The sequence below is a fragment of the Nitratireductor arenosus genome (assembly GCF_009742725.1).
GTDB lineage: Bacteria > Pseudomonadota > Alphaproteobacteria > Rhizobiales > Rhizobiaceae > Mangrovimarina > Mangrovimarina arenosa.
This window is the reverse complement of record NZ_WPHG01000001.1, coordinates 1,278,044-1,291,974: the sequence shown is the minus strand read 5'-3', so window position 1 is coordinate 1,291,974 and position 13,931 is coordinate 1,278,044. Positions and strand designations below refer to the sequence as shown.

Genomic DNA, 13,931 nt, shown 5'->3' with positions numbered 1-13,931 from the left:
TTTGCCGAGTCTCGGAGATGTCGCGGGCCGGCCTTCATGCCCGACCGGCCGCGCCGCGGCTTTTTTGTTCGCCTTATAGGGGCTTGAAAGGCCCGGCTGGACGCATTTGCCAGCAAACCGCCCCGTACGGCGCTTGCGCCCCGAAATCGCTGTTCTTATATACGCCGCAACGCTGCACGCGCATTCCTTCGGGAGGCGGTGGGGCGCTTTCTTGTGAACAGGGGCTGCCGCGCCGAACGCCGCAATGGGTCCTTGGCAGCCTGCTTAGCGGAGAAGAAGAATGGCTAAAGTAATTGGTATCGACCTCGGAACCACGAATTCGTGCGTTGCGGTCATGGACGGCAAGGAACCCAAGGTCATCGAAAACGCCGAAGGTGCGCGCACGACACCGTCGATCGTCGCCTTTTCCGACGGCGAGGAACGTCTTGTCGGACAACCGGCCAAACGTCAGGCAGTGACCAATCCGGAAGGCACGATTTTCGCGGTCAAGCGCCTGATCGGCCGGCGCTACGACGACCCGATCACCGACAAGGACAAGAAGCTCGTCCCCTACAAGATCGCGAAGGCCGACAATGGCGACGCGTGGGTCGAGGTCCAGGACAAGAAATATTCGCCCTCGCAGATTTCCGCCATGGTCCTTCAGAAGATGAAGGAGACGGCGGAAAGCTATCTCGGCGAAAAGGTCGAAAAGGCCGTCATCACCGTTCCGGCCTATTTCAATGACGCCCAGCGCCAGGCCACCAAGGATGCCGGCAAGATCGCCGGCCTTGAAGTGCTCAGGATTATCAACGAGCCGACGGCGGCCGCGCTCGCCTACGGGCTCGACAAGAAGAAAGCCGGCACGATCGCCGTCTACGACCTTGGCGGCGGCACGTTCGACATCTCGATCCTTGAGATCGGCGACGGCGTGTTCGAGGTGAAGTCGACCAATGGCGATACCTTCCTCGGCGGTGAAGACTTCGACATGCGTCTGGTCAATTACCTCGCCGACGAGTTCAAGAAGGAACAGGGCATCGACCTGAAGAACGACAAGCTCGCCCTGCAGCGGCTGAAGGAAGCCGCCGAGAAGGCCAAGATCGAGCTGTCGGCGACCTCGCAGACCGAAATCAACCTGCCCTTCATCACAGCCGACCAGTCCGGCCCGAAACATTTGACGATGAAGCTCACCCGGGCGAAGTTCGAAAGCCTGGTCGAGGACCTGATCAGCCGTACCATCAACCCGTGCAAGGCGGCGCTGAAGGATGCCGGCGTGCAGGCGGGCGAGATCGACGAGGTGGTGCTGGTGGGCGGCATGACCCGCATGCCGAAGATCCAGGAAGCGGTAAAGCAGTTCTTCGGCAAGGAACCCCACAAGGGCGTGAACCCCGACGAGGTCGTCGCCATGGGCGCGGCCATCCAGGCCGGCGTTCTGCAGGGCGACGTCAAGGACGTGCTTCTGCTCGACGTGACGCCGCTGTCGCTCGGCATCGAGACGTTGGGCGGTGTGTTCACCCGCCTGATCGACCGCAACACCACGATCCCGACCAAGAAGAGCCAGGTCTTCTCGACCGCCGAGGACAACCAGTCCGCGGTCACGATCCGGGTCTTCCAGGGCGAGCGTGAAATGGCGGCCGACAACAAGGTGCTCGGCCAGTTCGACCTGGTCGGCATTCCGCCCGCGCCGCGCGGCGTGCCGCAGATCGAGGTCACCTTCGACATCGACGCCAACGGCATCGTCAACGTCTCGGCCAAGGACAAGGGCACCGGCAAGGAGCACCAGATCCGCATCCAGGCGTCGGGCGGCCTCAGCGACGACGAGATCGAGAAGATGGTCAAGGACGCCGAGACCAATGCCGAGGGCGACAAACAGCGCCGCGAGGCGGTCGAGGCCAAGAACCAGGCCGAGGCACTGGTCCATTCGTCGGAGAAGTCGCTCGCCGAATACGGTGAAAAAGTCTCCGAAGACGACCGCAACGCGATCTCGGAGGCGATCACAGCGCTGAAGGCGGCCGTCGAGGGCGACGATGTCGAAGACATCAAGACCAAGACCAACGCGCTCGCCGAGGCTTCGATGAAGCTTGGCCAGGCCATGTACGAAGCCTCGCAGGCCGAGGCAGCCGAGGGCGACGCCAAGGCCGACGCCGAAAAGAGCGGCGAGGAGGTCGTCGATGCCGATTTCGAGGAAATCGACGACGACGACAAGAAGAAGTCCGCCTGAGCGGCTTCACGATAGAATGAGTGGCCCGGCCCGAGCGCCGGGCCGGCAGGCAAAACAACAACCCTCATCCGCGGCCGCGCCGCGGATGAGGGTTTTTTGTTGCGTTACGTCGGGAGCCGGGCCGATAGCGCGGCTTCCATAGGACAATCCCGCACCCAAAGGCGCAGCCATCAGTTATGGCGAATACAACCCGCCTCGCCTTTCACGTGCACAGGCTCCAAATGCCAAGATAAGCTTGAAAAAACATGCCCCTCATAGAGAATCTATGACATTAGGGATTTCTGAAGTAATCTGTCTGAATATAGGCCGGAATTTCTTCTTGGCACCGGCTGACACGGCATGCATTACCGCATCTTCGAAACCTGGCGGCTCACCGCCGCGCTGACCATCATGATGTGGCATTTCCTGCGTTACGCGCCCCCGGGGCACGAGGCCGCGAGCGCGGCGCTTTACCGGCTGATGCCGCTGATGGAGATGTTCTTCATGATCTCCGGCTTCCTGATCATGGAGCGCTATGGCGACAGGCTCTTGAGGGAGCGCGGCAGCTTCGGCCGCTACCTGCTGCGGCGCATCGCGCGCTTCTACCCGCTCTATCTGGTTACGCTTTTGTTTTTCTGCGTCGTCGCGCTGGCGATCGATTTCGGCTTCGTGCAGACCGGCGATCCGGGCCGCTATGCCTGGTCGGCGCTTCCGGCCAATCTGCTCTTGTTGCAGGCCTGGGGCCTGACCGATACGCTGACCTTCAACTATGTCGCCTGGTCGATGTCGGCGGAATGGTTCTGCTATCTGCTCCTGCCGCTGATCATCCTGGCCTACCGGGCCGGCGGCAAGGCAGGCCTGGCGGCGATGGCGGCGTTGTCTGTACTGGTGCTGGAGCTCGCCGTGGCGGCCAACATCATCCCGTTCGCGAGTTGGCTGGAGGCCAACACCTGGGGCGCCTATCGCGCCTTCGCCGATTTCGCGCTCGGCGCCTTCGTGGCGATGGCGGTGCGCGACAGCCGGTGGCGCCTGAAAAGCCACGCGCCGGCCTGGATCGTCTTCGCGCTGGCGATCGCGGCGATGGCGACCAATCAATATTCCTACGTGATCGTGCTGCTGCTCGGGCTGGCCATGTATTGCGCCGCGCTCGCCGAACGCAACCGGCCCGACTCCTCGCTCTATCTCGCCTTCCTGCATCCGCTCGGAAAGGTGTCGCTCGGCATCTACCTGATCCACCCCGTCATCGAGAGCGTGTTGCTGGCCGTGCTCTGGCGCAAGCTCGTCGAGCCGCTCGGCGTGGTCAGTTTTTACACCTACTGGCTCGTGCCCGCCCTGGTGGTGATCGGCGTCGCCATGGCGTCCCACCGTTATTTCGAGCGTCCGGTCGGAGACCGGATCACAGGCTGGCTGCTGTCGACAAAACCGCGCGCACGGCCGGCCGAGATCGTCGTGGCGCCGGCGAACCGGGTCGGCCGCTAACGCGTTTCCAGGCGAAGTGGATACCGGTTCGCCGTTCGCAAATGCGTCAAAACAATAAGTTGGAGCCGATCTGCGATTCCGTGAAAAGCAGATCGGCTTTAGCGCGGTTCGCTTCGAGAAGCGTTCATGCTTCGCTGGAGACGCCCGCGCTCTGGACGGTCGCGCAGTCCGGTCGGAAACGAGCGCCGACGCCTCAGGCCACGGCGCGGGCCAGAGCGCATTGCGACCACAGTTCCGAAAGCGCGCGCACCAGATGATCGATGTCGGCGTCGGTGTGCAGCGGCGACGGCGTGATGCGCAGCCGCTCGGTCTTGCGCGGCACGGTCGGGTAGTTGATCGGCTGAACGTAGATGCCGTGATTGTCGAGCAAGAGGTCCGAAAGCCATTTGCACTTGGCCGCGTCGCCCACCATCACCGGCACGATATGGCTCGGATTGGGCATGGTCGGGATACCGATCGCATCGAGGCGGGCACGCACCTTGGCAACGCGGTCCTGGTGGCGGGCACGCTCGAACTGGCTTGTCTTCAAATGCCGGATCGAGGTCAGCGCGCCGGCCGCCACATGCGGCGGCAGGGCGGTGGTGAAGATGAAGCCGGAGGCGAAGGAGCGCACGAAGTCGCACAACGCGGTCGAACCGGTGATGTAGCCGCCGACGACGCCGAAAGCCTTGCCGAGCGTGCCTTCGATGATGGTGACGCGGTCCATCAGCCCCTCGCGCTCGGCAACGCCGCCGCCGCGCGGCCCGTACAGGCCGACCGCGTGCACCTCGTCGAGATAGGTCATGGCGCCGTGCTTTTCGGCGACCTCGAGGATTTCGCGGATCGGCGCGATATCGCCGTCCATGGAATAGACGCTCTCGAAGGCGACGATCTTCGGCCGATCGGGTCCGTATTCCGACAGAATCCGGTCGAGGTCGCGCACATCGTTGTGCTTCCAGATGCGCTTTTCGGCCTTGGAATGGCGGATACCCTCGATCATCGAGGCGTGATTGCCTTCGTCCGAGACGATCACGCAGCCGGGAATATTGGCGCCGAGCGTCGACAGCGTCGTCCAGTTCGAGACATAGCCGGAGGTGAAGATCAGCGCGGCTTCCTTGCCGTGCAGGTCGGCCAGTTCGCGCTCGAGCAACACATGGTAATGATTGGTGCCGGAAATGTTGCGCGTGCCGCCGGCGCCGGCGCCGCAACGCTCGAGCGCCTCGTGCATGGCCGCGATCACCTCGGGGTTCTGGCCCATGCCGAGATAATCGTTCGAGCACCACACGGTGACCTCGCGGGTCTCGTCGCCGACAAAGCGCGTCGCGCGCGGAAACGAACCCGCATGCCGCTCCAGTTCCGCGAAAACGCGATAGCGGCCCTCGTCGCGAAGGCCGTCGAGCTTCGTGGCAAATAAGGCTTCGAAGTCCATCCGTGTTCTCCTTGGAACTTTTCTAACCTGCCGGGCGGTTTTTGTCTTCCCTCGAAGACGCGGCAAAACGTTCCATTCAAAGATTTGCATATTTACACGCGACCGGTCCAGACCGCCCTTGAGCGGACGCTCGCGATCATTCCTGCCTGGTGCGTGCTCCCAAAGCCTTGATCTGGCGCAAAGCTGGCCAACCGGTCATCGACCCGGCAACGGGCAACATCGGCAGACACGGCGGCGGGAAGCACGGCCGGCGGGTGGCGGGCGCCCGTTCAAATTTCCGTCACCATGCGGTGGCCGGGCGGGTGAACCATGCGCACGAAGGTGATCGGCTTGCCCGCCAGCCATGTCATGCGCTCGGCCACGAACACGGCCTCGCCTTCAACCACCTGCAGCAGCGCGGCCTCGTCGCGGCCGGCGCGCGCGGCGCGAAAGGCGAACTCGGCGCGCGAGAACGGCGCGTTCTCGACCAGCCATTCATTCGGCCCGATCTCCTCGAAAGCCTCGCCGCGCGCTTCGGGCACCGCGTCGAGATTGATCCAGCGTTCCTCGAATTGGAACGGCGTCCGGTCGGCGAGATGCAGGCAGCGCAGATGCAGGACTTTCGCCGAGTCCGGCAGGGCAAGGCGGGCGCGCAGAAAATCCGGCGCGGCGACGACGGCGCGGCTCAGGCGCGAATAGGCGTAGGCGGCGCCCTTGGCCTCGATTTCCTTGCGCACCAGCGGAATCGCGAGCCGCGCCTCGCGTACCGGATAAAGCGCGACCCGCGTACCGGATTTGCGCTTGCGTTCGACGATCCCGGATCGCGCCAGTTCCTGCACCGCACGGTTGACGGTAGCGCGCGCCACGCCGAATTCCGCCGCCAGCGCTTCCTCGCCGGGGATCGTCGCGCCCGGTGGCCATATCCGCCGGGCGATCCGGCGTTCAAGCTCGGATTTGATGTCGCGGAAGGAGGTACGCCGATCGGTCGTCATAGCCGTGCCCTGACCGATTCCATGCAGCTTGCATAGCGCGCGACGATCGCCTCGCGGCCGAGATGCCGTCCGTCGCGGACCCTGTGGCGGCCGGCCGACCACAGATCGGTCACGGTTTCGTTGCCGCCGGCGAAGATCCAGCCGTCGAGCAGAGGGTCACCGTCTGGACCACAAAGCGCGGAGCGTGCCGGATCGATCGCGACCAGATCGGCCCAAAACCCCGGCGCGAGCACGCCGCTGTCACGGCCGAGCGCGCGCGCGCCGCCTTCAAGCGCGGTCCGGTAAAGCACCCGGCCGCTCGACTGCCCGGCATCGGCCAGCACGACGCGCAGCCGGTCGCGCAGCCGCTGCGAATATTCGAGCTGGCGCAGTTCCTCGGCAACGCTGATGCGGATATTGGAATCGGAGCCCACGCCGAACACGCCGGCGGCGGCGCGAAAGCGCGCGCCGTCGAAAATGCCGTCGCCGAGATTGCCCTCGGTGACCGGGCACAGTCCCGCCGTTGCCTGCGCGGCGGCGAGACCGGCGGTCTCCTTTTCGGTCATGTGGGTGCAATGGATCAGGCACCAGCGCCGGTCGACCGCGACCCTGTCGAGCAGCCATTCGACCGGCCGGGCGCCGTGAACCGCCAGCATCTCGTCGATTTCCTGTTCCTGCTCGGCGATGTGCATGTGGAACGGGCGGTCGCCGCGCATTCCCGCCAGCCGTTCGAGATCGGCGGCGCCGACCGCGCGCAGCGAATGGGGCGCAAATCCCCAATGGGCGTCGCCGGGCAGCGCCTTCACCGTCGCCTCGGCGCGCGATGCCAGCTCCAGATAGCGGTCGAGATCGTTGCCGAACCGCAACTGGCCGCCCGAAAGCGGCCGCCCGTCGACGCCGCCCTGGGCGTAATGCACCGGCAGCAGGGTGAGCCCGATGCCGGTTTCGGCCGCCGCCGCGGCGATGCGGGCGCCAAGTTCGCCGAGATCGGCATAGGGTGCGCCGCCGGGCTGGTGGTGCAGATAATGGAACTCCGCCACGGCGGCAAAGCCGGCCTCCTGCATTTCCATGAAGGCGAGCGCGGCGACCGCCTCGATCTCGTCGGGCGTCAGCACGTCGAGAAAGCGATACATGATCTCGCGCCAGGTCCAGAAACTGTCATGGGCGGCCGGGCCGCGCGCCTCGGCCAGACCGGCCATGGCGCGCTGGAAGGTATGGCTGTGCAGGTTCGAGGGCGCCGGCAGGAGCGCGGCCACACGGTGGCTGTCAGCCGCCGGTGCCGCGTCGGCGCTCACGCCCGCGATCCGTCCGTCCGCGCCGATCTCGACCAGAACATTCGACTGCCATCCGGCCTGGGTCAACGCTTCCCGCGCAAAAATCGACAACATGGCACTCTTTCCAATTGACTCGTTATGTCTAGACATAATAGCATTATTCTTGACTTTGAAAACCGGAAATCGACCCATCGATGACGCGCAAGATTCTTTCCGACCTGCGTATCGCCACGCTTGACGCGGGCGGCGCTCCCTACGGCCTGATCGACCGGGGCGCGATCGGCGTCGAGGCCGGCCGGATCGCCTGGGCGGCCGAGGCGGATGCGATGCCAGCCGGCTGGAGCGGCGTCGAAACCGAGTCGTTCGGCGGCCGGCTGGCGACCCCGGCCCTGGTCGATTGCCACACCCATCTGGTTTTCGGCGGCAATCGCGCCAGGGAATTCGAGCTGCGGCTGGAAGGCGCAAGCTACGAGGAGATCGCGCGCGCCGGCGGCGGCATTGTCTCAACCGTGTCGGCCACGCGCGCACTTACCGAAGACGCGCTGGTGGAATCAGCGCTGCCGCGGCTCGACCGGCTGATCGGCGAAGGCGTGGCGACCATCGAGGTCAAGTCGGGTTACGGCCTGACCGTCGCGGACGAACTGAAGATGCTGCGCGCGGCGCGCCGGCTTGAAAAGCTGCGGCCGGTGCGCGTGCGCACCAGCTATCTCGGCGCGCATGCCGTGCCCCCCGAATACAAGGACCGCGCCGACGCCTATATCGACGAGGTCGCGATCCCGGGCCTGGAGGCGGCGGGGGCCGAAGGGCTGGCCGACGCGGTCGACGGGTTCTGCGAGGGCATCGCCTTTTCGCCGGGTCAGATCGCGCGCGTCTTCGATCGCGCCAAGGCGCTCGGCCTGCCGGTCAAGCTGCACGCCGAACAATTGTCGGATCTCGGCGGCGCGAAGCTGGCGGCGTCTTACGGGGCGCTCTCGGCCGACCACCTCGAATATCTCGGTCAGGACGGCGTCGCCGCGATGGCGAAAGCCGGCAGCGTCGCCGTGCTGTTGCCGGGCGCGTTCTATTTCCTGCGCGAAACCGAGCGGCCGCCGGTCGCGGCGCTGCGCGCGGCCGGCGTGCCGATCGCGGTCGCCACCGACTGCAATCCGGGCTCCTCGCCGATGACCTCGCTGCTGCTGGCGGTCAACATGGCCTGCACCTTGTTTCGCCTGACGCCGGAAGAAGCGCTCGCCGGCGCAACGCGCGAGGCCGCGCTGGCGCTCGGTCTCGGCGACGAGATCGGCACGATTACGCCCGGCAAGCGCGCCGAGTTCGCGATCTGGGACGTCGAGCACCCGGCCGAACTGGCCTATCGGATCGGCGACAACCCGCTTTACCGCCGCATCGTGGAGGCAAGAGACTGACAATGATCGTTCTGTACCCCGGCGCCGTTCCGCTCGCCACGCTGGAAGCCGTCTACCGCGGCAACGATGCCGTCATGCTCGACGACCAGTTCCGCGCCGCCATCGCCAGCGCGGCCGCGCGCATTGCCGCCATCGTCGGCGGCGATGCGGCCGTCTACGGCATCAATACCGGCTTCGGCAAGCTCGCCAGCGTGCGCATTCCGGCACACGACGTGGCGACGCTGCAGCGCAATCTGATCCTGTCGCATTGCTGCGGCGTCGGCGCGCCGCTCTCCGACGACATCGTGCGGCTGATCATGGCGCTGAAGCTGATCTCGCTCGGGCGCGGCGCGTCGGGCGTGCGGCCGGAGACGGTAGCGCTGATCGAGGCGATGCTGGCGCGCGGCGTTCTGCCGGTGATTCCCGAAAAGGGGTCGGTCGGCGCATCGGGCGACCTTGCACCGCTTGCCCATATGACGGCGGCGATGATCGGCGAGGGCGAGGCGGTGTTCGAGGGTCAGCGCATGCCGGCCGCCGACGCGCTCGACAAGGCGGGACTGCAACCGATCGTGCTTGCCGCCAAGGAAGGGCTGGCGTTGATCAACGGCACCCAGGTGTCGACCGCGCTGGCGCTCGCCGGTCTTTTTCGCACCCACCGGGCGGCGCGCGCGGCGCTGATCACCGGCGCGCTGTCGACGGATGCCGCCATGGGCTCGACCGCGCCGTTCCACCCGGAAATTCACGCCCTGCGCGGCCATCGGGGCCAGATCGACACTGCGGCCGCGCTGCGCGCGCTGCTGGCCGGCTCGGAGATCCGCGAAAGCCATATCGAGGGCGACCAGCGCGTGCAGGACCCCTATTGTATCCGCTGCCAGCCCCAGGTCGACGGCGCCTGCCTCGACCTGCTGCGCATGGCGGCGCGGACACTCGAAATCGAAGCCAACGCCGTCACCGACAACCCGCTGGTGCTTTCGGACGGCGTCGTCTCGGGCGGGAATTTCCACGCCGAGCCGGTGGCCTTCGCCGCCGACCAGATCGCGCTCGCAATTTGCGAGATCGGCGCGATCGCCCAGCGCCGCATCGCGCTCCTGGTCGATCCGGCGCTGTCCTTCGGCCTGCCGGCCTTCCTGGCGAAGAAACCGGGGCTGAACTCGGGCCTGATGATCGCCGAGGTGACGTCGGCCGCGCTGATGTCGGAAAACAAGCAGATGGCGCACCCGGCCTCGGTCGATTCGACGCCGACCTCGGCCAATCAGGAAGACCACGTCTCCATGGCCTGCCACGGCGCCCGGCGCCTGCTCGCCATGAGCGACAACCTGGCCGGCATCGTCGGCATCGAGGCGGTGACGGCGGCCCAGGGCGTCGAGTTGCGCGCGCCGCTGAAGACCGGTCCGGAACTGATGCGCGCCCTGGAAACGATCCGCGGCGTCGTGCCGACGCTCGAGGTCGACCGCTTCATGGCCGACGATCTGGAGGCGGCGAGCGGACTGGTGCGCTCCGGCGCGCTCAACGCCAGCGTCAGCGCCGGGATCCTGCCGGAGCTGGAGGCGGCCCGATGACCCCCGTCGACGTGCACCAGGGTGCCTCGCCCGTCATCCTCGGCCTGCCGCACACGGGCACCTTCGTTCCCGATAGCGTGCGCGAGCGGCTGAACGAGCAGGGCAGGCTTCTGACCGACACCGACTGGCATGTCGACCGGCTCTATGACGGTCTGCTGGCCGGCGTCACCACGGTGCGCGCCACCTTCCACCGCTACGTCATCGACGCCAATCGCGACCCGTCCGGCCAAAGCCTTTATCCCGGTCAGAACACGACCGGGCTGGTGCCGGCGACGGATTTCGACGACCGGCCGATCTGGCGCGAGGGCGCGGAGCCGACCGACACCGACGTGGCCGAGAGACTTAACGCGTTTCACCGGCCCTATCACGCCGCGCTGGCGGCCGAGATCGCGCGCGTCAGGGCCATCCACGGCGTGGCGGTGCTTTATGACTGCCACTCGATCCGCTCCGTCTGCCCGTTCCTTTTCGAGGGCCGCCTGCCCGACTTCAACATCGGCACCGATAACGGCCGAACCTGCGCACCAGCGTTCGAAACGGCCGTCGCCGATATCTGCGCGGCAGCGGACGGCTACAGCCATGTCGTCAACGGCCGGTTTCGCGGCGGCTGGACGACGCGTCACTACGGAAAGCCCGCTGACAAGGTGCACGCCATCCAGATGGAATTGACGCAGGCCTCGCACCTGGCCTCGGAAGACCCGCCCTTCAACTACGATCCCGGGAAAGCCGAGTGGCTGCAGGTCCATCTCAAAGAAATCCTGACGCGCATCGAGGCGATCGCGTCGTCCCTGACGTCCGGAGGCCGACCATGAGCAATCCCCGCCACAATATTCGTGAAGTGCGCAGCCCGCGCGGCTCCGAACTCAACGCAAGGAGCTGGATGACGGAAGCGCCGCTCAGAATGCTGATGAACAATCTCGACCCGGATGTGGCCGAGAATCCAAACGAGTTGGTGGTCTATGGCGGCATCGGCCGCGCCGCGCGCACCTGGGACGATTTCGACCGCATCGCGGCCACCTTGAAGACGCTCGCCGACGACGAGACCCTGCTGGTGCAATCGGGCAAGCCGGTCGGCGTCTTCCGCACCCATGCCGATGCGCCGCGGGTGCTGATCGCCAATTCCAACCTCGTCCCGCACTGGGCCGACTGGAGCCATTTCAACGAGCTCGATCGCAAGGGGCTGATGATGTACGGCCAGATGACGGCCGGGTCGTGGATCTATATCGGCTCGCAGGGCATCGTGCAGGGCACCTACGAGACCTTCGTGGAGGCCGGGCGTCAGCATTATGACGGCGAGCTGACAGGCAAGTGGATCCTGACCGCCGGCCTCGGCGGCATGGGCGGCGCCCAGCCGCTGGCGGCGGTGATGGCCGGCGCCTGCTGCCTGGCGGTCGAATGCGACGAGAGCCGCATCGATTTCCGTATCCGCACCCGCTATGTCGACGAAAAGGCGACCTCGCTCGACGAGGCGCTGGCGATGATCGACCGCTGGACCCGGGCCGGCGAGGCCAAATCGGTCGGCCTGCTCGGCAACGCCGCCGAGATCGTGCCGGAACTGGTACGGCGCGGCGTGCGACCGGACATGGTCACCGACCAGACCTCGGCGCACGACCCGATCAACGGCTATTTGCCGAAAGGGTGGTCGCTGGCCGAATGGCGCGTCAAGCGCGAGAGCGACCCGCAAGCGGTGGAAAAGGCCGCCCGCGCCTCGATGCGCGAACATGTCGAGGCGATGGTCGCGTTCTGGAACCAGGGCGTGCCCACGCTCGATTACGGCAACAATATCCGCCAGGTCGCCAAGGAGGAGGGTTTCGACAACGCCTTCGCCTTTCCCGGCTTCGTGCCGGCCTATATCAGGCCGCTGTTTTGCCGCGGCATCGGCCCGTTCCGCTGGGCAGCGCTTTCGGGCGACCCGGAAGACATCTACCGCACCGACGAGAAGGTAAAGGAACTCCTGCCCGACAACGAGCCGCTGCACCGCTGGCTCGATATGGCGCGCGACCGCATCGCCTTCCAGGGCCTGCCGGCGCGCATCTGCTGGGTCGGGCTCGGCGACCGCCACCGGCTTGGCCTCGCCTTCAACGAGATGGTCGCCAAGGGCGAATTGAAGGCGCCGGTCGTGATCGGCCGCGACCATCTCGATTCGGGCTCGGTCGCCTCGCCCAACCGCGAGACCGAGGCGATGAAGGACGGTTCGGACGCGGTTTCGGACTGGCCGCTGCTCAACGCGCTTTTGAACTGCGCCTCGGGCGCGACCTGGGTGTCGCTGCATCACGGCGGCGGTGTCGGCATGGGCTTTTCGCAGCATGCCGGTATGGTGATCTGCGCCGACGGCAGCGCGGCTGCGGCACGCCGGCTGGAGCGCGTGTTGTGGAACGACCCGGCGACCGGCGTCATGCGCCATGCCGATGCCGGCTACGACATCGCGCTCGACTGGGCGCGTGAAAAGGGCCTGAGACTGCCGGCGATTCTTGGGAACTAGCGCCGTTCGCGGTCGGAAAAACGTACAAAAATGGCTCGGATCGCGGGCAAAAAATAGGGAAATTCGATAAAAAAGGGAGAGAAAAAATGAAACGCAGAGAGTTTTTGACGAAAACCGCGCTTGGCGGCATGGCGACCGGCGCGGCTTTGGCCACCCCGGCCATCGCGCAGGACAAGCGCGAATGGAAGATGGTCACGGCCTGGCCGAAAAACCTGCCGGGGCCGGGCGTGGCCGCGCAGATGCTGGCCGACCGCATCACCACGCTGTCGGGCGGGCGCATCGAGGTCAAGCTCTACGCCGCCGGCGAACTGGTGCCGGGCAACGGCGTCTTCGACGCGGTCTCGGAAGGTACGGCCGAACTCTACCATGCGGTCCCGGCCTATTGGGGCTCGAAGTCCAAGGGCATCCTGTTGTTCGGCTCGCAGCCCTTCGGCCTGAGGGCCGACGAGCAGTTCGGCTGGCTCGCCCATGGCGGCGGTCAGGCGCTCTACGACGAGATCTATGCAAGGTTCGGGTTGAAGCCGTTCCTGTGCGGCAATTCCGGCCCGCAATGGCAGGGCTGGTTCCGCGGCGAGATCAACTCGGTCGACGACCTCAAGGGCCTGCGGTTCCGCACCACCGGCCTGGCTTCGGAGATGTGCGCCAAGATCGGCATGGCGGTGCAGGCGATGGGCGGCCGCGACATGTTCCAGGCGCTGCAATCGGGCGCGCTCGACGCCGGCGAGTTCATCGGCCCGTGGTCCGACAGCGCGCTCGGCTTTCACCAGGTCGCCAAGAACTATTACTGGCCCGGCGTCGGCGAACCGTCATCGGCCGAGGAGTGCGTGGTCAACGCCAAGGCCTACGAGGATCTGCCCGACGATCTCAAGGCCGCCGTCGCGCTTGCCTGCGAGAGCCTCTACAATCCGGTGTGGACCGAATACACCACCAAGCACGCGCTGGCGCTGCAGAAGCTGGTCGCCGAGGAGGGCGTGCAGGTCAAGAAGCTGCCCGAAGAGGTGATCGTGGCGCTGGGCAACGCGGCCGGCGAGGTGATCGCGGATCTGCGCGAGGACGACGACGAGTTGGTCAAACGGATCGTGGAAAGCTTCCTGGCCTATCGCAGTTCGGTGGCCGACTATATGGTTTATGCCGATAACGGGCAGATGAACGCCCGGGCGCTCGACTATAAATACTGACTGGGCTCCGCCGGCGCTTCACAGCCGGCGGACCTCTTCACAAGGG

At 66.0% G+C, this 13,931-nt stretch carries 10 protein-coding genes; 7 read left to right on the top strand and 3 right to left on the bottom strand.

What is annotated here, in order from left to right; translation table 11 throughout:
* The first annotated feature begins 280 nt into the window (after positions 1 to 280).
* A complete protein-coding gene (gene dnaK / locus GN330_RS06195; RefSeq protein WP_156711736.1) occupies positions 281 to 2,197 on the top strand; it encodes a molecular chaperone DnaK in 1,917 nt (638 codons plus the stop codon).
* 339 nt (positions 2,198 to 2,536) lie between these two features.
* Positions 2,537 to 3,655: an acyltransferase family protein gene (locus GN330_RS06190; RefSeq protein ID WP_156711735.1), complete on the top strand. Its 1,119-nt coding sequence runs from the start codon at positions 2,537 to 2,539 to the stop codon at positions 3,653 to 3,655.
* Between the two features lie 193 nt (positions 3,656 to 3,848).
* On the opposite strand, the gene hemA is transcribed toward GN330_RS06190, so the two are convergent.
* From hemA to GN330_RS06175, 3 genes are all read right to left on the bottom strand, one after another.
* Entirely contained in the window at positions 3,849 to 5,063 is a 1,215-nt protein-coding gene (hemA, locus tag GN330_RS06185) for a 5-aminolevulinate synthase (protein WP_156711734.1), read from the bottom strand.
* A 269-nt stretch (positions 5,064 to 5,332) separates the two neighbouring features.
* The gene (locus GN330_RS06180; RefSeq protein ID WP_156711733.1) at positions 5,333 to 6,034 is read right to left on the bottom strand and encodes a histidine utilization transcriptional repressor HutC; all 702 of its coding nucleotides are present in this window, start codon (positions 6,032 to 6,034) and stop codon (positions 5,333 to 5,335) included.
* Complete coding sequence (locus GN330_RS06175) at positions 6,031 to 7,401, bottom strand: formimidoylglutamate deiminase (protein WP_156711732.1); 1,371 nt, start codon at positions 7,399 to 7,401, stop codon at positions 6,031 to 6,033. Before GN330_RS06175 ends, GN330_RS06180 begins: the two co-directional genes overlap by 4 nt.
* Before the next feature lie 80 nt (positions 7,402 to 7,481).
* Here GN330_RS06175 and hutI point away from each other — a divergent pair, with 80 nt between their 5' ends.
* From hutI to GN330_RS06150, 5 genes are all read left to right on the top strand, one after another.
* Positions 7,482 to 8,690 carry an imidazolonepropionase gene (hutI, locus tag GN330_RS06170; protein WP_156711731.1) on the top strand — a complete coding sequence of 403 codons (1,209 nt, stop codon included), beginning with the start codon at positions 7,482 to 7,484 and terminating at the stop codon, positions 8,688 to 8,690.
* Entirely contained in the window at positions 8,687 to 10,228 is a 1,542-nt protein-coding gene (hutH, locus tag GN330_RS06165; protein WP_156711730.1) for a histidine ammonia-lyase, read from the top strand. The genes hutI and hutH overlap by 4 nt, the downstream gene beginning before the upstream one ends.
* The gene (gene hutG / locus GN330_RS06160) at positions 10,225 to 11,037 is read left to right on the top strand and encodes an N-formylglutamate deformylase (RefSeq protein ID WP_156711729.1); all 813 of its coding nucleotides are present in this window, start codon (positions 10,225 to 10,227) and stop codon (positions 11,035 to 11,037) included. The genes hutH and hutG overlap by 4 nt, the downstream gene beginning before the upstream one ends.
* Positions 11,034 to 12,707, top strand: a complete 1,674-nt coding sequence (hutU, locus tag GN330_RS06155; RefSeq protein ID WP_156711728.1) for a urocanate hydratase — start codon at positions 11,034 to 11,036, stop codon at positions 12,705 to 12,707. Before hutG ends, hutU begins: the two co-directional genes overlap by 4 nt.
* Positions 12,708 to 12,793: 86 nt before the next feature.
* Complete coding sequence (locus GN330_RS06150) at positions 12,794 to 13,885, top strand: TRAP transporter substrate-binding protein (protein ID WP_156711727.1); 1,092 nt, start codon at positions 12,794 to 12,796, stop codon at positions 13,883 to 13,885.
* Positions 13,886 to 13,931 lie beyond the last annotated feature (46 nt).